General features: G+C 59.0%; 20 protein-coding genes. 4 read left to right on the top strand and 16 right to left on the bottom strand.

The features are described 5' to 3' along the window. Nucleotides 1-4 precede the first annotated feature (4 nt). From P9L99_05040 to P9L99_05105, 14 genes are all read right to left on the bottom strand, one after another. Nucleotides 5-928 (bottom strand): SDR family oxidoreductase, encoded by a 924-nt coding sequence (locus P9L99_05040; protein ID MDP8222705.1) that lies wholly within the window; start codon nt 926-928, stop codon nt 5-7. Then, the gene (locus P9L99_05045) at nt 925-3,090 is read right to left on the bottom strand and encodes a polysaccharide biosynthesis tyrosine autokinase (protein ID MDP8222706.1); all 2,166 of its coding nucleotides are present in this window, start codon (nt 3,088-3,090) and stop codon (nt 925-927) included. The genes P9L99_05040 and P9L99_05045 overlap by 4 nt, the downstream gene beginning before the upstream one ends. 12 nt (nt 3,091-3,102) lie before the next feature. After that, the gene (locus tag P9L99_05050) at nt 3,103-3,993 is read right to left on the bottom strand and encodes an SLBB domain-containing protein (protein ID MDP8222707.1); all 891 of its coding nucleotides are present in this window, start codon (nt 3,991-3,993) and stop codon (nt 3,103-3,105) included. Further along, entirely contained in the window at nt 3,993-5,216 is a 1,224-nt protein-coding gene (locus tag P9L99_05055) for a hypothetical protein (GenBank protein MDP8222708.1), read from the bottom strand. Before P9L99_05055 ends, P9L99_05050 begins: the two co-directional genes overlap by 1 nt. A gap of 70 nt (nt 5,217-5,286) precedes the next feature. Further along, nucleotides 5,287-5,847, bottom strand: a complete 561-nt coding sequence (locus P9L99_05060; GenBank protein MDP8222709.1) for a hypothetical protein — start codon at nt 5,845-5,847, stop codon at nt 5,287-5,289. Nucleotides 5,848-5,886: 39 nt separating this feature from the next. Then, nucleotides 5,887-7,185 (bottom strand): AgmX/PglI C-terminal domain-containing protein, encoded by a 1,299-nt coding sequence (locus P9L99_05065; protein MDP8222710.1) that lies wholly within the window; start codon nt 7,183-7,185, stop codon nt 5,887-5,889. 48 nt (nt 7,186-7,233) lie between these two features. Continuing rightward, nucleotides 7,234-7,746 (bottom strand): biopolymer transporter ExbD, encoded by a 513-nt coding sequence (locus P9L99_05070; GenBank protein ID MDP8222711.1) that lies wholly within the window; start codon nt 7,744-7,746, stop codon nt 7,234-7,236. A gap of 12 nt (nt 7,747-7,758) precedes the next feature. Beyond that, on the bottom strand, nt 7,759-8,328 hold the full coding sequence (locus P9L99_05075; GenBank protein ID MDP8222712.1) for a biopolymer transporter ExbD: 570 nt from the start codon (nt 8,326-8,328) through the stop codon (nt 7,759-7,761). Between the two features lie 36 nt (nt 8,329-8,364). Then, entirely contained in the window at nt 8,365-9,021 is a 657-nt protein-coding gene (locus tag P9L99_05080; GenBank protein ID MDP8222713.1) for a MotA/TolQ/ExbB proton channel family protein, read from the bottom strand. Between the two features lie 120 nt (nt 9,022-9,141). After that, the gene (locus P9L99_05085; GenBank protein ID MDP8222714.1) at nt 9,142-9,375 is read right to left on the bottom strand and encodes a hypothetical protein; all 234 of its coding nucleotides are present in this window, start codon (nt 9,373-9,375) and stop codon (nt 9,142-9,144) included. Nucleotides 9,376-9,387: 12 nt separating this feature from the next. Continuing rightward, nucleotides 9,388-10,500: a tetratricopeptide repeat protein gene (locus tag P9L99_05090; protein ID MDP8222715.1), complete on the bottom strand. Its 1,113-nt coding sequence runs from the start codon at nt 10,498-10,500 to the stop codon at nt 9,388-9,390. Then, nucleotides 10,497-13,949 carry a tetratricopeptide repeat protein gene (locus P9L99_05095; GenBank protein ID MDP8222716.1) on the bottom strand — a complete coding sequence of 1,151 codons (3,453 nt, stop codon included), beginning with the start codon at nt 13,947-13,949 and terminating at the stop codon, nt 10,497-10,499. Before P9L99_05095 ends, P9L99_05090 begins: the two co-directional genes overlap by 4 nt. 25 nt (nt 13,950-13,974) lie before the next feature. Next, the gene (locus P9L99_05100) at nt 13,975-16,086 is read right to left on the bottom strand and encodes a tetratricopeptide repeat protein (GenBank protein ID MDP8222717.1); all 2,112 of its coding nucleotides are present in this window, start codon (nt 16,084-16,086) and stop codon (nt 13,975-13,977) included. A 14-nt stretch (nt 16,087-16,100) separates the two neighbouring features. Next, nucleotides 16,101-16,808 (bottom strand): hypothetical protein, encoded by a 708-nt coding sequence (locus P9L99_05105; protein ID MDP8222718.1) that lies wholly within the window; start codon nt 16,806-16,808, stop codon nt 16,101-16,103. Nucleotides 16,809-17,398: 590 nt separating this feature from the next. On the opposite strand from P9L99_05105, the gene P9L99_05110 reads away from it, so the two are divergent. After that, nucleotides 17,399-20,818, top strand: coding sequence for a C25 family cysteine peptidase (locus P9L99_05110; protein MDP8222719.1), 3,420 nt, complete (start codon nt 17,399-17,401; stop codon nt 20,816-20,818). Between the two features lie 87 nt (nt 20,819-20,905). Here P9L99_05110 and P9L99_05115 read toward each other — a convergent pair whose 3' ends face one another. Beyond that, nucleotides 20,906-21,196, bottom strand: coding sequence for a hypothetical protein (locus tag P9L99_05115; GenBank protein ID MDP8222720.1), 291 nt, complete (start codon nt 21,194-21,196; stop codon nt 20,906-20,908). A gap of 123 nt (nt 21,197-21,319) precedes the next feature. On the opposite strand from P9L99_05115, the gene P9L99_05120 reads away from it, so the two are divergent. The 3 genes from P9L99_05120 to P9L99_05130 all read left to right on the top strand — a co-directional run bounded on the left by P9L99_05120 (nt 21,320) and on the right by P9L99_05130 (nt 24,065). Next, the gene (locus P9L99_05120) at nt 21,320-22,060 is read left to right on the top strand and encodes a rhodanese-like domain-containing protein (GenBank protein MDP8222721.1); all 741 of its coding nucleotides are present in this window, start codon (nt 21,320-21,322) and stop codon (nt 22,058-22,060) included. 7 nt (nt 22,061-22,067) lie between these two features. Further along, on the top strand, nt 22,068-22,967 hold the full coding sequence (locus P9L99_05125) for a PHP-associated domain-containing protein (protein ID MDP8222722.1): 900 nt from the start codon (nt 22,068-22,070) through the stop codon (nt 22,965-22,967). A 102-nt stretch (nt 22,968-23,069) separates the two neighbouring features. Then, nucleotides 23,070-24,065, top strand: a complete 996-nt coding sequence (locus tag P9L99_05130; protein ID MDP8222723.1) for a hypothetical protein — start codon at nt 23,070-23,072, stop codon at nt 24,063-24,065. Nucleotides 24,066-24,074: 9 nt separating this feature from the next. On the opposite strand, the gene P9L99_05135 is transcribed toward P9L99_05130, so the two are convergent. Continuing rightward, nucleotides 24,075-25,646 (bottom strand): hypothetical protein, encoded by a 1,572-nt coding sequence (locus P9L99_05135; GenBank protein ID MDP8222724.1) that lies wholly within the window; start codon nt 25,644-25,646, stop codon nt 24,075-24,077. Between the last annotated feature and the right edge of the window lie 148 nt (nt 25,647-25,794).

Here is a 25,794-nt window from a genome sequence, read left to right on the forward strand (position 1 = left end):
GCGGTTACTCCCCGCCGATCAGCCACCGGACGGTTTTGGCCAAGCCGTCAGCCAGCGAGACCTGGGGCTGATAGCGCAATTCCTGCGCGGCCGCCTCAATGGACGCGACGCTGTGACGCACATCGCCCGGCCGCGGGTCGGTAAAGACCGGGTCCGCGCGGCGGCCGAAGGCATTGCCGATGAGTTCAAGCAACTGCAGCAAGTCGGTTTGTTCGCCGCGCGCGACATTGAACACGCGTCCGGCGGGGTCGGTCGTTTCCATCGCCGCCAGGTTCGCGGCCACGGCGTCGTCGATGTAGACAAAATCGCGGGTTTGTCGGCCATCGCCGTAAATCGTCGGCGGCTGCTGCCCGTGGAGTTTGGCCACAAAAATCGGGATGGCGGCCGCATAGGGGCTATTCGGATCTTGGCGCGGGCCGAAGATATTGAAATAGCGCAGGCTGATCGTGTCCATGCCGTAGACGTCGTGATAGAGCTTCAAATACTGCTCGCCGATGATCTTGTGCAGCGCGTAGGGGCTCAGCGGCCGCAAGGGTGAGGACTCGCTTTTGGGCAGCGACGGTTCGTCGCCGTACACCGCCGCACTGGAGGCGAAGACGAAGCGCTCCACGCCCGCCTGCCGCGCTTTTTCCAGCACGTTGACGGTGCCCTCGACGTTGACGGAGTGGGTGCCGGCGGGATCGGCGATGGTTTGCGGCACGCTGATCGCCGCCGCCTGATGGAACACGACCCGCACGCCGACCATTGCCCGTTCCACATCCGTTTCGCTGCGGATATCGCCGACGACGATTTCGGCATCGACTCCCGAGAGGTTATCGCGCTTACCCGACGAGAGGTTGTCGAGCACTCGCACGTGACTGCCGCGCTTTTCCAGAGCCCGCACGATGTGCGAACCGATGAATCCCGCGCCGCCGGTCACCAAGATCATGTGGGATCCTCTGTCTCGCTGGTATTTTCGCGCCGGCGGCGGACCCGCTTGCGCACCACCTTCTCTTCGCCGTTCACTTCGTCTTCTTCACGCGAGCGGTAGTGATAGTAGTAGTAGTAATAGCGGTATCCGGCGCTGCGGATGTTGAAGTCGTTGAGCACGGTGCCCAGAATGCTGGCGCTCACATCGCCCAGTTGCCGCGCGGCCTTGCTGATGATTTCGCTGGTCGTTTTTCCCGCCTTGGCGATCAATACGACGCCGTCGACAATTTTGGACATCACGACCGCGTCGGTAACCGCGACGACCGGCGGGGAGTCGAAGAGCACGAGGTCGTACGATTCGGCCAGTTCGAGGCCCAACTCCAGCATGCGCGGCGTACCCAGCAACTCCGACGGGTTCGGCGGAATGGGCCCGCAAGGAATGAGATCGACGCCGGGCACTTCGGTGTGAACGATGACATCTTCGATCGCGGCCTCTCCCATGATCAGGTTCGTCAAACCGCGTTTCCGACTGACTTTGAAGGCACGGTGCAGACGGGGGCGGCGCAAGTCGGAGTCGACGATCAGCACGCGTTTGCCGCCTTGCGCGAAAATGATGCCCAAGTTGATAACGGCGGTGGACTTGCCTTCCTGGGGTCCGGCGGAGGTGACCAGGAGGCGCTTGAGTTCCTTGCCGGCGCTGGAGAATGTGATGTTCGTGCGAATTGACCGCACGCTTTCGGTGATGGAACTTTTCGGGAAGCGGTGGCTGAACAGTTCGTCGGGCACGGTTTCGTCATCGGTGGCGAAACTCGGGATGATGCCGAGGAAGGGCACTTCGACGGTGCGTTCGAGGTCTTCGCCGCTCTTGATCGTGGTGTCGAGGAATTCCAGGACGAAAGCCAGGCCGACGCCGCCCATCAGGCCGAGTAACGCGCCGAGCAGCACGTTGACCTTGCGCCGCGGGCGGACCGGCACGGGGCGTTCGGGCTCGCGGGCTTCTTCGATCAAGCGCACGTTGTTGCTGATATCCGGCAGGGACCTAGTGATTTCCGTTTCTTTTTGTCGTTTCTGAATTTCGTCGAAGAGCAAACCTTCCGAGGAGGCTTCGCGCTGCATTGCGCGGAACTGGATTTCCAGGCCGGAGAGCGCCAGCGCCTCTTTTTTGGCGCCGTCGAGTTCGGTGTTGAGCTTTTTCTCTCGCGCCAAGTCGATGGAGTACGTCGCCTGTAGGCTCAAAATAATGTTACCGACCTCTTCGTCGATGCGTTTTTTCAGCTCGGTTTCCTGCTGCGCGAGTTTCTTGTATCCCGGGTGGTCGGGTTTCCATTTCGCGCCGGCTTTGCTGATTTCCTTTTGCATCATCACGAGTTCGGCTTTGAGGTCTTGTATCAGCTTATTCTCGATCACCTCGGGAATCGCCAGCGATTTATCCTGCTTGCGGAACTGAATCGCTTTTTGATAGCGCACCTGGCTGGTAATGCGCTTGCGCTGCGCCTGGGTTAGAGCATCGGACAAATCGCGCACGCGTTCGGCCACGATGTCCTGGCGCTCTTCAAAGGACACGATGTCGTGTTCGACGAGGAAATCGTGCAGTTCGGTTTCTTTTTCCCGCACGCGCTCGGTGCGCGTTAGCTGCTCCTCCCGCAGCCAAACCAGGGCTTTTTGGGCCGCGTCGGATTTGCGCCGGAAGTTTTCATACTGGTACACGCTCGCCAGCGCGTTGGCGATGTCCACGGCGGTTTTCATGTCGGTGAATTCGACGGTGAGGTTGACCAACTGGCTGCTTTTAACCGGCGCAACGCGGACAATGTTCGCCAAGTAGCGCGCGTGGCGGTCAGCGTCCATGCCCACGAAGGGCGGTTGTTGATCGAGGTCGAGGCGGTCGATAACTTTTTCCAGCACGGGTCGGCTGCGAATGATGCGGAATTGGGTTTCGTAGTATTCCTTGGACGCCCAATAGTTTTGCGCGCCGAGGGCGATGACTTCCTTGAAGCCGACGATGTTGGGCGCTTCGGATTCGATTTGAATGACCGCGGTGGCGCTGTAGATGTCGGCCTGGAGCAAGGTGGCGATCGTGACGACCACGGTCACGACGAGGAAAAACGCGGCAATGGTCCACCGGCGCTTGAGCAGAATCCGCCCAAGATCACTCACAACGTTGCCGCGGTCGAGCAATGCCACGTCTTTGCTTCCTTAGAGAATCCGTCGTTTAACGAGGATGACGTCATCGGGCTGCAGCATGATATCCTTGCTGCGGTCCTTGAGCATCGCGCTGTATTTCACCTTAATACGCACTTCCTCGTTCTGTTCATTTTTTCGCGTCACGTAAATGCGGTTCGACGACATCTCGGTGGTGCCGCCGGCCAGCGAAATCGCCTGCAAGAGCGTCAGGCCTTCGGTGAACGGCACGCCGCCGGGTCGTTTGACTTCCCCTAACACATACACCTTTTTGATTTGCGGCACGTACACGACATCGCCGTCTTGCAAGACGTGATTCAGGGACATGTCGCCCTTGTCGAAGAGATCGTGGCCGTCGATGACCAACGGCGGCTGGATACCGACCGCTTTCAGCGCATCTTCGCTTTGGTCGCCTTGTTCGGCGAGCAGCGCGGATATTTCACTCTGCCGCGGGCCCGCGCCGCGCACCAGCAGGATCTTGCCCACCGGCCCAACGATGCCGCCGGCTTTGGAGATGATTTCCAGCACGGTGGTGGGGCCGGTCAAGGAGTAGAGCCCGGGGGTTTTCACGTCGCCGAGTACGTAGACTTTCTTGGCGTGGAATTCCTTGATGGTGAGCGACACCTGCGGGTTGACCAGGAAGCGCTCGCCCAGGAGCGTTTCGAGTTTCTTTTCCGCTTCGCGTACGCCGAGACCGCCGATTTTCAATCGCTTGACGAGCGGATAGCGAATGTAACCGTCGGGCTGCACCGTGAGCGTGCGTTCGAGGTCGGCTTCGTCGTAGACGATAATGTGCACGACGTCGCCCTGGCCGATTTGGTAGTCGTCCTCGGCGGCCGTCACGACGGCGATCACCCAAAGGGATAGCAGCAGAACGATAAGGGCTAGCGGTGGCTTCCGTTTCATTAGAACACTGCTTGCAGATTCACCGAGAGAGTATTGCGCGTGGAGGTTTCCCGGACCTCGTCGTCGTCATACACCCGGTGCTCCAACCGGTACCCGCCGCCTACGTACAACCAATACACAAGTCGGTAGCTGAGATCCAAGGTGCCTTGGATGAAATCTTCGTGCCTTTCGTTCGGCGCGGAGAAATCGTTGTACTGGTAGCTGACGTATGCGTCGGTGTTGAATCGAGAGCCCCAGAGGCGGGCGAACCGCGTGTAGCCCTCGTGGCTGGTATAGTAATTGGTGTTGGCCGCATCGCGGAAAAAGCGACGATAGCCGAAAGTCCACTGTGTATTGCCGAGGAAAATCGCCGTCAGTTCGCCCTGAGCGAGCCACCCGGTGAAGTCATCGTTTTCCTGGTAGTCGGCTGTCTGCCAACCACCCTTGGCCATCATGAGCAAATGCGAAGTGATCTGCCCCTGCAAGCCGCCCATGGCGTACCACGCGGTGGAGTCGAAGGCCTGGATTTGTTCGTAATCGACCATGCCGTAGCCGCCCTGGGTGACCACGGCGGTGCGCGGGAAGAATTTCAATCGCAACTCGCCGTCCACGTATTGGCTGGTCTTGTTGTATTCTTCGTAGGTGTTGTATTCATCCAGCAAGTGGATGTACGTGGATTTGAAGTAGATGTTGTCGTACATACCGTAGCGGAAACCGAGCCAACCGCGGGCGTCGTTGTGGATCTGTTCGCCGCGCAAGTAGTCGACGAACTGCTCGGTCTCTTCGTAGGTCTCCATGATCGTGTAATCGTCTTTGGCGCCGATCATCAATCCGAAGGGTGCGTTGTAGTCGATTAATCCCGAGAAGGTGTGGTTACTGGCGTTCAGGTCGTCGTGCCGGTTGTCGGGATCGTCGTAGCCGAGGTAGTTGTCGTTGTAAAAACGGTACCCCACCCGCGTCTGGAAGGTCGGTACCGTCACATCGAAGTAAATGGAAGGCGCGACGTTGAGCACGAAATCGCCTTCGATGCTTTGCGGAATCGAGCGTTCGTCCTCGGGCTGATAGTCGTTACGCACGAAATATACGTTGTCGTTGTAACGCAGGGCCGAGAACAACGACGGATGTATGGAGAAGGCGCCGAAACGAATGCCGTCGGTCTCCTGCTGCGCCCATGCCGGACCGGCAAGTAGCAACACGACAAACAACGCACCCCATAGGGCTCGTTTGGTTGTGGCAAGCCTCATCAATCTCCTCAAATATTCACGCGGCGATAAACACCGAAGTCGCATTCAGCCACCGTTGGTTCTCGCCGTTTCAGCTCTGTTCATCCTCTTCGCTGACCGGACCCGGAGTAAATTCCTCGGGGACCGGCTCGACTGCTCCAGAGCGGGGATCGGTTGCCGTGGGATCATCGAGAGTTGGATCGTTCAACGTCGGGTCGCCGATCCACTCCTGAAGCGTTTCCACGAAACCGCCCTCTTCATTGATGCTGCGGAAACAATCTGCGATGAGTTTGAGGATTTGTTCAGCCGTATCCTTGTTCTGGTTGAGTTTGGCGAAAACCTTGTTGGCCTCATCTACCCGTTGCTGCATGGCAAAAGCGCGAAGTTTTTGGTACAGGCCTTCCGACTCGCCGGTTAACTCTTTGAGCGAATTCAACCGGTCCTCGATGCAATCGATCTTCTTCGCGTTTTGCTCGCGACGAGCTTGCATCAATTCCTGGTCGAGCCGCACGGCGCTGGCTTTCAACCATTGGAGGAACATCTTGCTTTGTTCCACCTGGCTGGCTTTGTCGGCGCGATCCTGGGCCCAAACCATTCCCGCGATGCCGGTGAGAAATACCAGCAGTACGCAAAATACAATGGTTCGTCTCATCATTGCCCTACCTTTCCATTTTTGCCGACCCGCGTGCGTTTACTCCGCCGGAGTGAAGATAAAGGTATAAGAAACCGTAACCGAACCTTCTTCCGGTTGCGGGAAACGCCAACGCTGCACCCGGCGGCAAACACAACTGGCCACCAGGCTGTTACCCATCGTATTGGACGCCACGTTGCAGCTGGCAACGCTGCCCGTCGAGCCGATGGTAAACATGACTTTCACTTTGCCCGAGAGCGTCGGATTGACGCGCAATTGCATCTCGTAGCAGTGCCGCACGCCGCCCAACCGACCGCGGATGTAGCTGCGTACCTTCGCCGCGTCGATCTTGCCCGACACGCCGCCGCCGGAGGTTGACAGACGGGCTCGAACCCGGCGCTCGCTGCGCTGGCCCGTGCCGGTCGTGCCGCCACGCCCGACGGAGCCGATATCGCCGATTCCGACGCCCGAACCACTGCCGGGGCCACCGGTGCCCGTACCGCGGGTGCCGGTGCCGATCCCGGCGTCGCCCACGCGCCCGACCCGCACGCCGCCGATGCCGTTGAGCGCATCGGTCAGGCCGGAGCCGAGCCCGCTCTCACTTAACAAGTCGGCCACGGCGCCGCTTTGGTCGCTCATTCGCGTGATAACGGCGATGATTCCCTTTTCCTCGACGCCCTTTTGGTCGCCGCCACCACCACCGCCGCCGCCACCGCCAGGTTTGGGTTTGATATCTTCATCCGTTAGCGCGTCTTCCTCTTCCGGGATGATGATGTCTTCCTCGGAGACGATTTGGATGAAGCGGTCGGTGGCGACCTTCATGGCCTCTTCGTCGTCATAATCGACGTTTTCGAGGTAGGCGATCATGCCCATATGCGCCACGGCGCTGATAAAGAGCACGACCAGGAAAAACAGGTCGATGTTACGCACGAAGCTGCCGCGCAATTCCTTGGGCAATTTGACCATGGGGGGCGGAGGAGGAGGAGGCACGAGTTGGAACAGCACGGTGCTGCCGCCGATGGTGATTTTGCCCTTGCTGACCTGGCTGAGAAGAATCTCGAAGCCTTTGTTTGTTTTGGTCAGCGTGCCGGTCTGAATGAGTTCGGCGATGTCGAGCATTTTGTCGTCGACCAATAGTCGGCCGCGCATTTCCGGCAGCAGGTTGATTTTATACCCGCCTTGGGAGAACTCGATCAGTTGATGCCGTTTGGGCACCGCCGTTTCGGCGATGGAAAAGACATTATTCGGGTCCAACCCGATCGTCAGGCCTTGTTTCTCGCTCAGGATGGTGTCCTCAATGAGTTTGCCGTCCTGAATGAGTCCGACCTTGAGCACCCTGTGGAGCGTGGAAGTCGGCATCGTTTCCGTCCCTTTCACCTTGCCGGTGATCAGCGCGCGAAGCGCCGGTTATTCGCCCACTTTAAAGGCCATAAATTTGATATTTCCAAATTCCGCTTTTCCGGCCGTTACCAGGGCTTTGACAAGCAGCTTATAAGGTATCTCCTCATGTGCTTGAATCGTGATATTTCCGTTGAATTCGCGCCCGTATCGCTTGGCGCGTTCTTTCTCGATTTCCGCCTGTTTTTTCAACGCGACGTAAATGGCTGTTACTTCGAGATTATCCGGTTCGACGCCGTCGATTTCGTAGTCGTCGGTGACGCGCGCGACCGCACGCCCCTCCACTACGATCGCGTGCCGGCTGATAATCAATTGCACGGATTCGATGGGAATCTTCGTGTGGACACTGTCGGGTAGATGCAGGTCTTCGGAGGCCCGCACCTGGAACTCGGTGGAGGAAAAGCTCTGCAACAGGAAGACGATGATGACGGTCATCAAGTCCATGAGACTCGTCAGCTTCAGCGGTTCCTGAGGCCGGCGGGAAATCCCGATGCGTTTTCGTTTCGACGCGGCAAAAGCCATCTGGCTTCTCCCCTACAGCAACTTTCCGGCGAGCACCGGCGAGGGGAACAGCAGTTCATCCGTCTCGGTGCCGTCGGGTTGTTTTTTCTTGTAATTGCGGGCCGTATCCATCACGCGAATGATATCGTCGTAAATGATGTTAGGCTCCGGCAACAAAATGATCGTGTTTTGGCCGGGAAACACTTCCTTGATCTCGACGAGCTTATCCTTCAGCTTTTCGTAATCGAATTCGCCGTCGGGCTTGCGCTCGATTGTAAGCTGCGGTTTGTCTTTATCCTTGTCCTTGGCGCCGACATCCAGGATTCCGCCGATCCCGGCGATGGTGAACCCTTCTTTGCGCATGAACACGGTTAAAGTCAGCTTTTTTTCCTCGGGGGTTGGGGTTGGCGAGGCGTCGTCGACCCGCTGCGCGCTGGCGCGCGTGGCAACCGGCAGCGCCGAGTCGATAATGGTCAGTTTGATAAAGGTAGCCGAAAGCAACAGAAAGGGGATCAAAATAGTCATCAGGTTCATGATCGGAAGAATGTTAACATCTTCCGGATGTGATACCCGATGAAGTCGCTGGCTTGGCCTTCCTGCCATCTTACATTCCTTCCGTCCTTACGCCCGTTGGGGTTCTCATTTGACCGGACGCAACGGTTTCTCTGTTTGACGCAACGATCCCAGCATGTTGATCAATTTGACGGAAAACTCGTCGATTTCGTCGATGATTTTGACGGTCTTCGCATCAATGATCGCGTGGGCCAGCATCGTCGGGATCGCCACCATCAAACCGAAAGCGGTCGTGTACAGCGCGACGTAGATGCCCTTCATCAACGCTTGCTGACGCTGACTCGCTTCGACCTGGGCCACCGCGCGGAACGCGTCGATGATGCCCATGATGGTTCCCAACAGCCCCAGCAACGTGGCGATGTTGGCGATCACCTGCAAATAGCCGGTTCGCTTTTGCAGTTTGGGTAACAACTCCAAAGCCGCTTCGTCCACGGCGTTTTGGATGTCCCGTTGATCGCGTCCCGCATGCGAGAGACCGGCTTTCAGAACCATGGATAGCGCGGCATTGGGGGCAGCGTTGCACAGTTGCACAGCGCGATCATAGTTGCGTGCTTCCACCAGCTTCTGAATCTTCTTCATGAATGCCGGCCCGTCGATGTTGTAGCGGAACAGGATGAAAAACACCCGCTCGATCACAATCGCCAAGCTGATGACGCTGAATCCCGCAATGACATACATCACGGGCCCGCCCTTGTTGAACATGTCGTAGAACATGGTTCCCATTAGCTAGATCCTCCGTAACGATTCGCTTTCGGCCCTTTCGTGGCCATTTTTGCTGTCGCCTCTTCATCCGGCGCGATCCCCAACCCCGGCGATCGGCCGATGAAACCAATTCCTCTCCGTCTAAAACGGACCCCCGTCGATCGATTCCTCGACCTTGCTTAGGAAGCTCCGTTTTTTTGCTTGCATTCCAAATTCGATCTGCGCCCGCTGAATGATGTACGCAGCCTCCGGGCGCTGAATCCGCCCCTCGACCACGATCGGGTCCAGCTCGATGTATCCCTGCGCGGCGACCGAAGGCGCCAACGCCAGCACCAGCAGACCGGTGATCAGCAACGCTGCAAGGATCGTTCTCATCGTATCGTCTCCTTACTTCCCCGACTTGAGATCACGCACCCAATCGGGCACGCGATCGTTCGCGTCGTCGCGTTTGCCTGCAACCTGCCAGTAACGTGAATACTGAGCGATGGCGGCTTGCTTGTCGCCGCGCACCTGCTCCAGCAATATGCCGTAATTCAAATACGCCTCGGCCATCTTCGGGTTGATCTGAATCGCCCGTTGATACGCCGTTTCGGCTCCGTCGGCATCCCCCAACGCCCGACGCGCAATCCCCAAATTCACCCACGCACGCGGGTTGGACGGGTCGATTTGCACCGACCGCTCTAGGTGCATGCGGGCCTTATCAAATTGCTTGAGAATAATCTCCAAGGCACCCATGTTGGTCAAGGCACCCGCGTTATTCGGATTGGCTCTCAATGCGCCGTCCAACTGGGCCTTAGCCAAGCTGATTTCGCCCAGTTCCATCAACATATAGGCGTAATTCGCCTGCAAATCCGCGTTTTGCGGGTCCAGCTTTTGGGCGTTCTTGAAAATACGCTCGGCCAGTTGCGGCTTGTCTTTGTAGAAATACAGCAACCCGAGGTTCACGTGCGCCGGGACGAACTTGTAATCCTGCCGGATGATCTCTTTGAAAACCTGTTCGGCCTGATCGTAGCGCCGCATGCGCATGTATACCGCGCCAAGGTTGTTCTTGGCTTCGAGGTTACCCGGCTCGGCGGCCACCACGGCGTTGAATTGCGTGAGTGCCGCGGTCAAACGGCCGGTGGCTAAATACGTAGCGCCCAGGTTGATCACGGCCGGTTTGTAGTTCCGGCGCAACTGCAGAGCGGCCCGCATATCCTTGGCCGCGCTTTCGTTATCGCCAAGTTTCATCCGCGCCACGCCGCGATTGTAGTAAGCCTCGGGCAACCGCGGATACGCGAGGACCGCTTTGGAATACAGGTCCGCGGCCCGCTGCCAATCGCCGCTGCGCGCGGAGTTGTTACCGCGTTGCAGGTACGTGGCGGCGCCGGCCGGTCCGGTCAGCGGTTGTTCGACGGCGGGGGTCGTCGGCGTAGTGGTCGCCGGTTTTTTCGTCGTCGAGGCACAGGCGGCCAGCAGCAGGATCAACAGGATAATCGGGACCGATCGCAGGGCTCTCATTTGGCACCTCCCGCGGCGCCGGCACCTTCCGCGGCGGCCGGAGCCGTCGGCAGTTTGGGCGGCGACAAATCGATCGGAGCGACGGCAAAGGCCGGCGACTCGGCGCTGGTCACGGACTCGAATTTCGGCTCCTCGGCTTGCGGCTCGAGTTTTTTCAATTGGACATAACTCTTGATGATCCACTCGTTGACCTGGCGTTCGTTGATACCCTTGTTGACGTTTTGTTTAAACGCTTCCAGGGCGCGGTTTTTGATGGGGAACGCGATTTCCTCGAGTTTGAAGATGTATTCGTCCTGCTGCTCGGGTTCCAGGTCCTCGGGAACCGGCGCGTTGAGCAACGCGTCAGAGAAATCCTGGTTGATCATACCCAGCATGTGCAGCGCCGCGGTGGCCCACTCGTAACTACCGAAGGTGACGATGTCTTCGTAGTAAATCTTCAGTCGCTTGAAGGCTTCGGCCTTGAGCCTGAGCAGTTCGGTATCGCGGCGAATATTGCCGGTGAAGACGATCGCCGTGTAATCGTCGTAATGTTGCTCGGCAATGTGGAACTGCGACTCGGCGGCGAAGCGGGGGTCGACCTCGTCGGTGCCGCCGGCATCGCGCGCCTTGATGTACACGGCCACCGATTGCAGATAACGGTTTTCCGCACCGGCCGCATCGCCGCGCGCCGTCAATAGCTTGCCCCAGCGGTAATACGTTTCGGTTAAGCGCGCCGCGTCGCTCTCGCGCCTGGCGCAATCTTCGTAGGCCGTTTCCGCTGAGGCGTTGTCGCCCATTTTCTCGTGCAAGCGGGCGATCACGAAGGCCACCTCACCGGCGTCGATATCCGAAGCGTACTCGCTAAGGTATTGCTGGTAACGGCCGAGCGCGGCGGCGTAATCGCCCGACTCTTCCATCAGCGTCGCCGAGTTAAACAACGCGTCGCCAGCGGCTTTGCGGTCGTCGGCGAAGGTGCGGAAGAACAACTCGTACGCCTCGATGGATTTATCGAATTCGGCGAGAATTTGGTAGTTGTAGGCCGCGCGGAGCAAGCCTTCTTTGGATTGCGAATTTTTCGGATACGTCGCGGCCAAGCGCATGTAAGCTTCGTTGGCGGCAACCAGGTCGTTAAGGTAGTTCTCCTGCGCGACGGCGATGTTGTAGACCGCTACGCCCGCGTTGTCGGCGCCGGGATTTTCCGCCACGCCCTTCTCGTATTCCGCGATCGCCTCGCGGACCTTGGCCGGATCGGGCGGATCGGTCGCCGTGGCTTCTTTCATGATCTGCTCGGCGATTTTGAATTGCGCGCCGGCGGCCATCAACGTCTTTTGTTCGTCGGTGATGCCGCTTGCCGCGGGCACGACCTTCAGCTTTTCCTGCAAGCCCTTGAAGTCGCCGGTCTGCTTCGCCGATTGCGTGTAGTAGTAACTGGCCAGTTGCACGACCTCGTGCTGCGGGTACTTGCCGAAGATCTGCTCGAAGTAGCGGTCGGCCGTGGCGAAGTCGCCGTGCAGATAAAAGATCTCGCCGATTTTGTACAGCATCGGCGGGCTTTTTTCCGATTCGGGCAGGTTCACCACGTGGGTTTCGAGCGCTTCGACCCAGCTTTTGGCCGACGGGCCCATTGCCGTGGGTGTAATGGCGACGCCCTTAGGTTCTTCACTGGCGGAGCCGGTTATTTTCGCGGGCTCGGCCAGCGCATCTTTATTGGGCAGCCCGCCCTCTTTCTCAACCTGCGCCTCGTATGCTTTGGCGTTGTTGAACAGCGCCGAGGTCCACAGCTCTTTATCTTGCTTACGCTGGATGACGATCTGGTATTGCGTGCCGGCGTCGTTGTAACGCTCCACTTCCATGTAGCATTCGCCGAGGTTGAAGGCGGTTTCATACGCGCCCTTGGCTTCGGGATAGTTCGCCAGATACAACTCGTAGCTTTCGATGGCCTTCAAGTAGTGAGCTTGCGACTCGGCGCCGCTGGAGTTTTGGGCCTTCTCATGATGGAACGTGGCGCGAGCCATGATCGACGTCTGCACGAGCTTGGCGGCGCGTTCCGACTCGACCTTGCGCGCCCCGTTAACCCGCGACCACTCACTGCCCGGGCCGAGAGTTTTCGCGATGCGATCGTACACTTCCATGGCGTCGTCGAAGCGCGTTTCCTTTTCGTAGGTCTGGGCCAGCTTGCTCATCACCTCGGGCACGTCGGGCGCCAAGGGGAAATTGTTCAGGTAGGCGTCGTAGGCGCGACGGGCCGCTTCGAAGTCGGTGCGTTCGTCGTAGACTTCGCCGACTTTGAGCAGAATCTGCCGGCCGAGCTCCTCGTCGCCGACGGTCTTCATAAAGCCGACCGCGGCGCGTCCGCCGTCCTCGCCCTCGCCCTCGGTGAAGCTGATGGCGATGTAGTCGATCGATTCGCCGCGCAGGTCGTCGGTCTTGCCGCGTCGCCGGGTGACGGGGCGGCTCTGATAGAACTTGAGAACCTCGGTGAAGTAACGCACGGCGTTTTCGTAATCGCTCAGCTTGTAGTAGGACCAGCCGAGCTTATACAGTGCCTTGTCGTAGAACTTGGATTGCGGAAAATTCAACAGCAGGCGGTATTGCTCGATGGCGCGGGCGTACTGATCGCGATCGAAGTAAATTTCGCCCATGCGCACGTAGGCTTCGGGCACCTTTGCCGAGTCCGGGTTTTCCTTGACGATGCGCGCGTAGACAAGCAGGGCGCGGTCGTCGTCGCTTTGTTCCTGCAGGCAATACGCCATCAGGTACATCACTTCGCCGCGTTTTTCGAATCCCGGGAACTTGCGCAAAATCTCGTCGAGCAATTCGACGGTACGCGTGTAGTTGTGCCGCGGCTCCTCGGGTACAATTTCGGTCGCGCCCTGGCTGACCAACTGCTCGGCCTCGTATTCGTAACGATCCCAAGAGTCCAAATAGGCTTGGTGCGCTTCCTCGAAATACAGATTGGCCAGACGGAACAGGATGCCGGGCGCGAGGCTGGTGTCCCGATTTTCGCTGAGAATATTCTCGAAGCGGGTAATGGCCTTACGCCGGGCGACAGACTTGCGCTGCTCGATTTCGCGAAGTCGCGCCCGAAATTTTTCGCGGATTTCCGTCACGCCGGCTTGGGCCACCCCGTCGGTGAGTTGCTGTTCGCGACGCTGGAGGATTTTCAATTGCAGCTTCAAGCTTTTGATACGCCGGCGGATCTGTTGGCGCTTTTCCTGCTCGGACATGCTGATCAGGCCTTCCGCCTCGTCATTCAACTGAGCGATTTGCTGCTCGATTTTCTCGATCTGGGCTTGCACTTCCGGCAGGGTGTCGGGAACCGGCACCGTGTCGACCGCGGCCGCATCGGGCGGCGCAGGCTCGTCCGGGTCGTCGTCCGCCGCGCGGGCCTGCGGCGAAAACACCGCGCCGGCCACGCAGAACACGAGCGCGAACACGGCCAAAGCCATGGGCCATGAACGGAACTTCATCGAATTGCTCCCGGCCGTTTTCAGACTATTCTCCTCCATCGGCATCGGCGGCTGGCGGGTCGCCCTCGTCGCCTTGCTGCAGGTGCCGAAGTTCCCGCAGTTCCTTTTCCATCTCGTGCTGGAGTTTCTTGATTTCCCGGGTTGAGCCTAGCGTGGCGCGGTATTCGACATCGACGATGCCCAAATCGGCCTGCTTGGCGTAATCGAAAACCTGGCGCTCCAAGTCGGCCATTTCCGCTGCGGCGACTTGCGCCAACACACCGCCGGTGCTGGACATCAACCCCGTTACCGAGCGGCTGTAGCCGTCGATCGGTTGCCGTAGTTGGGCCAACTGGGCGCGATAGTAGCTGAGCCGCTCGCGTTTCTTCTGTTCGATTTTGCCGTCCAGGCCAACGAGTCGGCCCTGCAAAGCGGCCAATTGCCCTTCGGAATTGGCGACCGCGGCCGTGATCTCGTCGCGCCGTTGCTCGTCTTCGAGCTTCGCGGCGTCGTTGCGCACGGTCATCAAATCAACCTGCAGCGTCTGAATACCGGCTTGGTATTCGAGATACCGGCGATTGGCTTCCCGCAAGAAGGGGAATTCGATTCCCATTTCCATTTCGCGAAGCTTCGCTTCAATTTCCTGGATCAACTCACGCATTTTGCGCACGTTGAGCCGCTCGCGGTTGACCATGGTGTATAGCGAGAAAATCTGGCGGACCTGTTTGTCGGCGGCCAACCAGTAGGCGGCTTCTTCGGGTACGCCTTTAAGGGCGCGACGCGAAAGGGGCGTACCGTCGGTCAGGGCGTCGCTGGCGTCGGCGACGACGCGGACGTAGTCGGCGTCGGTGTAGCGCGGCCGGGCGTTGGCGATGCTGGCGTAGTAGTCTTCGTATTTCTTCCGCAGCTTGGTGAACCACTGTTCAGCCTTCTCGTACTCTTCGGCTTGCGAATAGATGTTGCCGACCAGCAACTCGGCTTCGGGTATCAGCGGACTATTGGGCGCGGCAATCACCAGCTTATTGAAACTGGTGACGGCCTCTTCCTGCAATTGCGTGAGGCTGGCGTCGATTTCATCGAAAGTGACGCTCATCTCATCCAAGTCGGTGCGCAAGGCGTCGGTTTGTTCGGCGACCGCGGCGACCGAATCCGTGTCTTTTTGGAACTCGACGGTTTCCTGGAACTGGGCGTGTTCGAACAACAGGCCTTCGTAGTTGGACCGCTCGTCCTCGATGGCCTTGAGCAGGTAATCGTTGCGCGTGATAAACACCCAGATCGATTCGTACAGGGCGTCGGGATGGCTTTGGTCGCCCTCATCGACGGCGCGGTAATTGGCCATCGCCTGCGGGAAGTCGTTCATTTCATAATAGATCCGCGCCAAAGCCAGGTGCGTCAGAGAAAACAGGCGCTCCTTGTTAGCCACGTCTTCCTTCAATACTTTATTGAGCTTGCGCAGACGATTAACCGCTTCCCGGTAATTGTTCTGTTTCAGGAAGATGACCGCAGCGTAGTATTGCGCGGTGGCGTAGTAGCTGCCGGTCTCGGGGACTGAATCGAAGATCTCGACCGCCTTGGCAGCCTCGCCGCGCAGATAGTAGGACTTGCCGATGATGTACCGGCCCAGGCTGCCGTCTTCTTCCGCCGGCAATTGGGAGAGCAGCACGGCGTAATAGCGTTCGGCCTCGCTGTAGTTGCGCCGGGCGACGGCGATTTCGATTTGCCGAATCAGGCTCATCGCGTAGTAGTCGCCGGGGCCTTTGGCCAGCAGTTTCTGGTAATAGAGTTTGGCTTCGGGTAGATAGCCGCCATGGAAGAGGGATTCGGCGAGATAGAACGTCGCCGCATCGGCGCTGGGCAGCGTGGCGGCCAATGGATGGTTGACAATGCTGTAGAAGACTTCGGCGGCACCGCGGTAATCGTGCAATTCGTAGAAGAACTCGCGGCCTTCCACAAAGCGCCGGCGCAGCATCAGGCGTTCGCGCTCGTCGATTTCGTCGGCGTAGTTGACGACCAGGTCGTCCACGCCGGCTTTCAACGCAGCGATTTTCGCCTGAGCTTGGGCATAGCGCTGCTCGAGCGGATCATCCTTGGCAAATGCCGGACCCGCCGCCAACATCACGGCGACAATGAGCAGAGCGAAGTACCTGAGGCGTAGCAAGCCGCGGCCTCCTTTTATTCCATTTCGAAGCGGACCTTCAAACGGTCCTTCAGACTGGTGAGAAAGCTGCCTTCGTCGTAGCTGACAGCGCGAACCGTCACCACATCGCCTTCGTTAACAGTGAATAGGTATCGTGCTTTGACTTTGAACAAGTACTGGTTGAGGTAACTAAAGATACCGAAGCCGCGGCCGCGGTAGATCATGTCTACGACCAGCAGGTGCTCGCCGGGCAGCAGGCTTCCCTCGTAAACGGGGAACGACTCCAGCTTTTCCAGGTCGTTCTCCGGCGTATTGACTCCTGAATACACCTCGAAGCCATCCAAGGTGTAGGACAGCGATTCCAATTTGAACGTGCCGCCCACTTCGTGCTGGTGAATGATCGACATGCTGATGATCGAGACCGAGCCGAGCATGAGCTGCTCGCGCAACTGCATGAGCCGCGACTTGCTTTTCATGATGCGCTCGCGCAAGTCGACCAACTGCTCTTCGAACTGGGCCATCTGTTCGGGGCTCAAGCGCTCGACCTGCACGTCGGTTTCCGGTTCCGGCACGGGAGCCGGTTCCGGCGTCGGCGTGGCGTCATCGGCGGGCGGCGGATCCGTAGCGGGGTCGTCGCCTTGCGCATAGCTGAAACCGGCCGACAGGATCAGCACCAGCGCGCAGGCCAGTCCAATCCAAAAATGCGGGAACGCTTTCCTGTTCGTGTTTGCTTGCATGGTCATGCAAACCTCTTCCTTGCCTTGCGCGACGCCGCTTCCGTTTCGTGCACAACCCGAGGTGCGGCGTCATCCCGTTTCAATGCTTACAACGCGATCCCCTTTACACGGTTACTATGTGGCCTAGTTATGTCCACGCCTCACCACCGGAATCGCACTGCCCCTACGCTGTCGGGGCTCGACCAAAAAACACAAGTACAATAACTCCGACATACAAATCCCCCACTAGGATTCGTATGCCGGACCCTCACATCTTTCAGCCGTTTTCGCCCCGACAGGGATAGTATCTACCCCGAAACCTCTTGCCTTCGCACTTTTTCACCCGCTGGTGTCTCCCCCATCAGCGGACATTACGCATTGTGGCGAAGCATTTTTCACGTGTCAAGCATTTCTCCAATTATTAATTGCACTTGCGACGAAGCGGCGCCAATCGCTTCTGTTTCGCAACAAGCCGAGGCCGCGCTGAAACCCCACTAATCTCCTTGCGTGTAGTCGGTGATGGGCGTATTATGCTCCGGTTTTTTGGTGCAAAATGGGAAAAGTGGTCGGCTCGGCAAAAATTGGATCCGGTTCGAAGCTGAAAGGATGAATCGCAGATGAAACACCCCACATATCTGGTCTTGGGTTGCGCCCTGGCGCTCTTGCTTGTAGCGCCGGTCGGCGCCGCACAAATTGACCTCGGCGGCTCAGCACCCCTACAGCTTAACGTGATCGAAGCCGACGCCGCGCACGTGACATTGTCGGTGGAACTCGGTTCTCTGCAATTGGAGCCGATGAAAAACAACGACGGCGAACGCTTTCTCCGTTTAAGCCTGCCGGATGCCGGCGTCCTGCCGCAAATCGGCGCCCCCGAACTGCCGGTGATCACCCGCTTCGTGCGCGTGCCCGCACAGGGCGGCGTTAGCCTGCGCATGCTTTCCACTTCCTACCGCACGATTGACCTGAACGATTTCGGCGGCTATCCGCTGTGGCCGACCCAGGCGCCCATCGACAAGATGCCCGGCGCCAGGGAAAACGCGCCTTTCCAGATGGACGCGGCCGCCTACGCGGCGGATCGCTTCGTTGCGCCGCCGACTGAACTGGGCGACGCGGGCGTGTTTCGCGGCATGCGCTTCGTACCGGTGCGTATCGCCCCGGTGCAGTACAACGCGGTCGCCAACACTTTGAAAGTCGCCGAGCGCCTCGTGCTGCGGGTGCAGTTCGAAGTTTCGGCCGCCGCCGCCGGCACCATGACCGATCCCGCCTACGCGCAGCCGCACTTCGACGCGCTGGCCGGCGGTCTTTTCCTTAATCATGAGGCGATGAAACAAGCCGCGGTCGCTGAAGACGTGCCGGAAATTCCGGTGCCCGGCGGGTATTTGATGATCACCGCCCCGGCCTTCGTGGACAACGCCGACCTGCTCGATCTGGCGGCGTGGAAAGCCCAGAAGGGCTACGATGTCACGATCGTCTCCACCAACGATACCGGCACGACGACCACCGACATCGCCGACTACATTGCCGACGCTTACAACACGTGGGAAATCCCGCCGGCGTTCGTGCTGCTGGTGGGCGACACCGATACCATTCCTTACTTCACGGTCGTCGAAGTCACCGACTTGTACTACGTGACTGTCGAAGGCGACGATTACTTCCCGGAAATGTTCGTGGCCCGTTTCCCGGCCCGCGAGGCGACCCATCTGGCCAACATGGTAAACAAGACCCTGGCCTACGAATGGGCCGACTGGCCGACCAATCAGGATTTCCTGGATGCCACCTTCATGGCCTCGCAGGATAACCACAACATCTCCGAAGGTACGCACAACTACTGGATCGGCACCTATCTCGACGGTCTGGGCTTCACGACGCAGCGGCGCTGGAATTACAGCGGCGCGACCACGCAGGAAGTAATCAACGACATCAACGCCGAGTTGAACTACCTGATCTACTCCGGCCACGGTTACGAAACCGGTTGGGCCGACGGTCCGCCCATGGACGACGGAAACGTGAAAAATGATCTGACCAACACGGTCTACCCGTACGTGGCCAGCCACGCGTGCCTGACCAGTTCGTATCATCTCGAAGAGTGTTTCGCCGAAACCTGGGTGCGCGATGATCATGGCGCCGTGATGTTCTGGGGCGCGTCCACCTACACTCAATGGGACGAAGACGACATTCTCGAACGCAGCTACTCCGACGGTATTCACGGCACGGAGCTGCCACACAACTTCACTACCTTCGGCGAGTTCACGGTGTACGGCCTGACCAAAGTTTACGAGCACTACAGCGGCGGCGGACTGTCGCAGGAGTATTTCGAAAAATACAACATCATGGGCGACGCCTCCGTCGACCTATGGACCGGCGTCCCGGCCGACTTGTCGGTGGTGCACGCGGGCGTGTTGTTCTTCGGTTCCTCCAATTACATGGCCACCATCTCCAGCGACAAAGGGCCGGAAGAAGGCGCCCTGGTCTCTTTGAGTAAAGACAGCGCGTTCTTCGCCGCCGGTCGCACGGACGGCTCTGGGCAAGTAACGCTCGCTTTCGACGCGGTTGATCAGCCCGGCGACTACCTGCTGACGGTCACCGGCCACGACTTGCGCCCCTACCAAGAAGAAGTGCTGGTCACCACCGCCAGTTCGGATGGCGTCTTGACCTGCGGTCCCGACTTGGTCGGCGACGGCTATACGATCAACATCACCGTGGCCGACGCCGACTTGAGCGGTGGCGGCACGATGACCGTGAACGTATCGAGCGAATCGGAACCGGGTGGCGAAACCGTGACCCTCAGCGAAGTCGCTCCGGATACCGGCGCTTTCTCCGGGTCCATCGTAACGGCGAAAGTGTCCGCCAAAGCCGACGGCCTCGTCCAGATCGCCGCGGGCAACACGGTCTCGGTGCTTTATCACGATGCCGACAACGGCTCGGGCCCGGAAGACAAGTACAATTACATCGACGTCGACCTCAGCCCGCCCTCGTTCGCCGGCGTGCAGGACGCCGAGGGCTTAGATCGCACGGTGGTGTTGTCGTGGAATGCGGCGACCGAACCGCACGGCCCGGTTACCTACCAGATTTATCGGTCCGAAACCGGTACGTTCAATTACACGACGCCCGCAGCGCAAACGACGGATCTCGAATACACCGACACCGACCTGACCAACAATCAGGAGTACTACTACGTGGTGCGCGCCACCGATGGCCTGGACAATCAGGACGCCAACACGGTGCAGGTTACCGGCCTGCCGGTCGGCCCCAACCGCATCTTCTTTGAAGATTGGGAATCCGACGCCGTGGCCGATTGGGAGATCATCGACGGCGGCGGCAGCGGCGACACGTGGACCACCACCAACCCCGGCGGCCGCAGTTCGAGTGTATTGACCGGCGTGTTCATGGTCGCCGATTCCGACGAAACATCGTGGCCGCATCCGGCGATGGAAGAGCAGTTGATCAGCCCGAGCTTCTCGACGGCGGGATACAACGATGTGTTCCTGCGCTTCGCTAACTTCCTCGAGCACATGGGCGAGCAATTTTGCAAAGTCGAGATCAGCATCGACGGCGGCGACTGGCAGTTAGTCGCCAATTACCTGGGCGACACCGAGGAAATCTCGGAAGTCGACCTCAGCACGTGGGCCGACGATCAAGACGACGTACGCCTTAACTTCCACTACCACGGCGAGTACGACTGGTGGTGGGCCATCGACGATATCGAAGTCCTGGGCTACGGCGGCGGCGCCGTCGACGATGACGATGATAACGACGACAACGACGATAACGACGACAACGACGACAACGACGATAACGATGACAACGACGACAACGATGACGACGACACCACGGGTGACGACGACACGACCGGTGATGACGACACGACCGGCGATGACGACACCACCGGCGATGATGACACGACCGGCGACGACGATGACGATAATGATGACAATGACGATGACAACGACGACGACAACAATGATGATGATGACACCGCCGGCGACGATGACGACGATGACAACGATGACGACAACGACAGCGGCGGGTGTAGCTGAACCACTGTTTAGCGATTAAACACGAAAGGAGAGGGCAACCCGCCCTCTCCTTTTTTCACTTAAATACGTCGGTGTCGGAGTGCGAAACTAACGCGTCTGCCGCTTCAGATCGTGAATCCGCTTCTGCAGAACTTTCGCCTGCTTCTCGTCGCCTGCGGTGTGCGCCTCGGCTTTCTTCGCCTGCAGCTCCTTGACCTTCTTCTTGATTGCCGACACGTCGCGCTTTTTCTTCTTCTCAATCGGAATATTGAAATGCTCGAAAAGCACGGCAAGCAACTCGTCCTTGCTCATGGCGTGAACGCCGGCGAGGCCTTCGATCTTCAGGGCTTCCTCACGCAGCTTCGGCACGGTCATCTTAATCAGGGTTTTCTTGTCCATAACGACTCCTTGACCCATTACAGTCTTCTAAAAAGGGCCGCAAATATAAAGGCCCGTTCCGCTCCTTGTCAACCCGCTACGCAACGCGCATGTTAAGCGTGCCCGGAACACAAAGGGGGTTTTTTGCCCGGAAAAACACGATGGATCTTCTTCCTGGTAGCCTTGGCCGCCGCGCTGGCCGCCGCCGCTGCGGAAAATCGTGCGCCGGTTATCGACTTCTCCGGCTACACGGCGCTGGTGGACTCCGACCGGCTGGTGTTGCTGATCGACGGCCGCTCTCGTGAGAGTTACCGCTATGGCCATCTGCCGGGGGCGGTGAATTTCCCGGGCTACTTGTTTGATCGTCAGGAACCTATCGCCGGTCTGCCGGAGGACCGCACGAGACCGATCATCGTGTATTGTGGCGACGACCACTGCGGGATCAGCGATTACGTGACGCAGCGATTGTTGGATATGGGTTACGAGCACGTATACGTCTACGAAGAAGGGGTAAACGGGTGGATCAAGCGCGGGCAACGCCTGATTCGCAAACGTCACGAGGCGCTCCCGCGAATCGACGCCGCCGAACTGGCCGCACTGCCGGCCAAGCCGTCGCCGGCGCGCCTGGTCGATGCCCGCTCGCCGGAGGAAGTGCGCGCCGAAACCATCGGGAGAGCCACGCCGTTGTTGCCCGATCAGGTCAAGCCCGGCGCGGCGGAATTACCGCCGGATCGGCGGGCCCGGATCGTAGTGTTCGGTGCCGGCGCGTGGGATTCCCGCCCCTACCATGTGGCCGACCGCCTGCGGATGATCGGGTATAAAAACGTACGTCTTTTCGCTCCCGGTCTTAGCGGTTGGCGCCGATATCAATCCATACGGAAGTAGATGACTCATGCGTAGCGACGACAAACCATCTCCCACCAAAGTTCGCGCGACACCGCGCGTGGCGGCGATGGACCCGCATATCCACACCGATTATTCCGATGGTCAAACAACGGTGGCCGAAGCGGTGGATGTGGCCCGGTCGCGCAACCTGGGTTTGGCAATTTGCGACCACAACGAGATCCGCGGCGCGATCGCGCTGTGGCAGGTCGAAGACCTCGTCTCGATTCCGGCCATTGAGATCGGCAGCGCGGAGCGTATCGAGTTCCTCCTGTATTTCCGCCGGCCCGAGCAACTGGAAGAGTATTTCATCCGGCACGTCGAACCGTATAAGAAGAGCCGTTTCTACGCCAAGCTCAACCGTTCGTTTGAATTGCTGATTCCGGCCGCGAAGGAGAGCGGCGCGGTCGTGTGCCTGCCCCACCCCTTTGCGCCGGGCTGGAAAAACTTCAACTACAACCGCGGCCGCAAGCAGAAAATGATGACCCCGGAATTCATGGAACACATCGATTTGATCGAGGTGATCAACAGCCACATGTCCGACGGGCGCAACTTCAAAGCCTTCATGCTCAGCGAAATCCTCGACAAAGCCGTCAGCGCCGGCAGCGACGCCCACCGGAAAAGCGAAATCGGCGCCGCGTATCTCAGTTTCGGCCGCGAACTGGATGTCGATGAAATCTTCGACCTGCTGCGCGGCCGCATTAAAGTGGGTTCCGAGTCGCGCTACCGCTTCACTCGCACCCTCGGCACTTCGCGCGGCGTAATCGTTGACCATCTCAATCTGTATTTCCGCAAAAGCCACCAAACACAGTGGATGATCCCCTACGAAGAAGAAAAAGAGTGGGATTCGACCAAACCCGACAGGCGCCGCGGCTCGGACCGCCGTAGATTACGCACTAACTCCAAGTAGGCGCGGTCACTACCAAAATCGAAAATATTCGGAACAATCTGGACGCTGCCCGGTCGTGCAAGTATATTTGTCGCTATTCATACACAATCAGGGGAGGATGCGATGCAACAAACTGAACAACTCCATTCCTTCAAGTTTCGCTTTATCAGCAACGGCGCCGCGCGGTCTATCATGGCGAAAAAGGGCGAAATCGACGATGAGCGCCTGATTCTGGACGGTCATGAAATCCGCTTGGCGAATATCGCCGACACTGAACGTCGCGACGATTTGATGGTGCTCACGTTGTACAACTTCGGCGGCTTCGAGAAAAAGCTGCTCAAAAAATTAAGCGAAGAAGGGTCCCTGGTGCTGAAGATGGGCGCGGCCGAAACCCGGCGGCTCGAACGTCAAATCGATCGCGTCAGCTCCGTGCACGACGCCAAACGGGTTCGTGTCGAACTGGAAAAAAACGGCGAGGCGGACAAGTTCCGCGTCGAAAAATGCCCGGTTTGCGACGCGACGATCAACCTGTCGAACCTGGACCGCACCAACTACATCCACTGCCGCTATTGCGACACGCTGCTGGATTACAGCCGGCAGCCGGTCGATGATCCCGATGAATACTACGCGTGCGATGAGTGCGGCATGTACAGCCAAAACAAATCGTACACGATCTTCAACTTTTACTTCCTGCTGTTGTTTTATGGTTTCTCGCACAAGAAACGCTACTTGTGCCCCAACTGCGCGCACAAGGCATTCGTCAAAGCCATGCTGCTAAACGTGCTGTTCATTCTGGGTATTCCCTCGGCGATTTGGATCAAAATCAAAGCCATGCAGGGCCGTGACGCCAAGTATGAAAACTTGTGCAAGGCCAACCGCCTGGCCAGTGACGGTAAGTATCAAGAGGCCGACCAGCATTACCAAAGCATTCTCGTGAAATACGCGGATCACCCCGGCATTCTGCTCAACCAGGCGCTGGCCCATTTCAACGGTGAGGACGTCCCCGGCGGCGTGGCGAAGCTCGAACGAATTTTTCAGGTCTGTGCCAACTATAACCCGGCCCTGCGTCTCGCTCGCGCGGTGCATAAACTCGCCCAGGAAAGTGAAGAGTCCCGCTAGCTCGGTCGGCTAGGGTTGTGTCGGCAGAGGGATCGGCGGCGGCCCAGGTCGTTCCGGAACACGGGCGCCCTGGTGGGTAAACTGATGAATCGCGAACCCGAAGCGATCTTCCACGACCGTGTACTGAGCGGCGATGGTGTCGTGCAAGGGCGGCACGTCCTTTAGGGCTTCGCGGCTGTCGCGCCGACCGTGAAAAAACGGCAGGTGTTGATCGCCGTGCCGCACGACGATCCACTCCGGCTGCCGAATGGAAAACTCGTCGAGTACTTCCTGCTGTAACGGCACCGGATCGTCGGCCGTCAAAATCGGCGCATGGGTGAGAAATCGCGTCGCCGGCGGCAAGCCACTGTAACGATACAATCCCGGCTCGGCCCCCCACACCAGTAACCGCTCGCCGGGTCGCGCGCGGCGCTTCAATTCAACGGCGATTTCCCGTGTCGCGCGATAGCTGAAATCGGACGGGGCATGGTTGAATCGGCCGCTGTAGGCCACGACGTCCTCGCCGCGCAAGTAATGAGCGAATGTATTCCACTGGCGATAAGCGTCGAGCCACGGGCCACCCAGCACGAGCGCGGCGGAAAACGCCACCAGGGCCGACGCGCCGATCCACCGCGGCAGCCCCTGCCTGGCCGTCCAACGCACGCCGGCCGTCACCAGCCAGGCTCCGGTCAGGGCCAACGGACCGAACAGCAGCACGCGATCGCTCGGCGCGGCAAAAATCCCTGCCGCCAGCCACAGCATGAACAGCGCCAATGCCAGCGGAGCCGCCGTGGGGCGCAGTGCCTCATTACGTAACGCGATCGCCGCGGCAACCACAGCCACGATGATATCGACGGCGAAATATGGCGGCTGCGTGCCGAAGGCTTGAAAGTCGGCGTCAAAGGCCTGCCACACCAGGTAGCCCTCGACGGTCGCCAACGTCCACAGGAAATAAAGCAGCGGCAAACCGAGGGCCCCGATAGCCGCCAACAACGCGCTACGATTGGCCCGCACGAAGGTCTCGCCACGTTCACCCGACAGGAGTTCGGCCACCAACAAAGCCACCGCCACCCACAGCGAAACACTCGCGAAAAGCGCCGCTACGCCCAATAAGCCGCCTGCCGCCAGCAAACGCCCCGCCGAACGGCGTTCGCCGACCGGTCCCCACAGCGCCAGGGCGAGCAGAAGCGGCAGCAGCGCCAGGCCGGCTGGAACCAGGGTCTCCAGAAAACCGCCCGCGACGTAGCGAATCGCCAGCAGCAGACACGCCAGACTCGCAGCCCAAAGGCTGCCCCGCGTCCAACGGAACGCCGTCAACCAAAGCGCCAGACACGTGACGACCATCCACGCCCACTCGACCGTCCGCGCCCCGCCTTCCGTTTCTCCGCCCAGCGCCAGCGCGGCACGCATCCAAACAAATGCCCCCGGCGCGCGGTCGTGCCAAAACTCGTGAAGGGTCGGCAGCACGCCGCCCAATTCGCCGCCCACGGCCAGCAAAGCCTGGTCGCGGCCGAAGGGCATAGCTTGGATTGGCGCGAGGATAATCGCGGTCAACGCGGTGGCGGCTGACAACGCCGCCCAAAAGAGGATTTTTTGCTTCATTCCGGCCCATTGTGGATGAATTGGCGGCCCACTTGTAGCGCAAATACCGCCAAAAATAAACTCTTTACCCGCTGCCGTGTCTGTAATGCTGGGACGGCGGCGGCGGTATCGTTTGCCAAGCGCTTTTGCTACACTCCCCAAACCGGCG

The sequence above is a fragment of the Candidatus Lernaella stagnicola genome, assembly GCA_030765525.1.
Lineage (GTDB): Bacteria > Lernaellota > Lernaellaia > Lernaellales > Lernaellaceae > Lernaella > Lernaella stagnicola.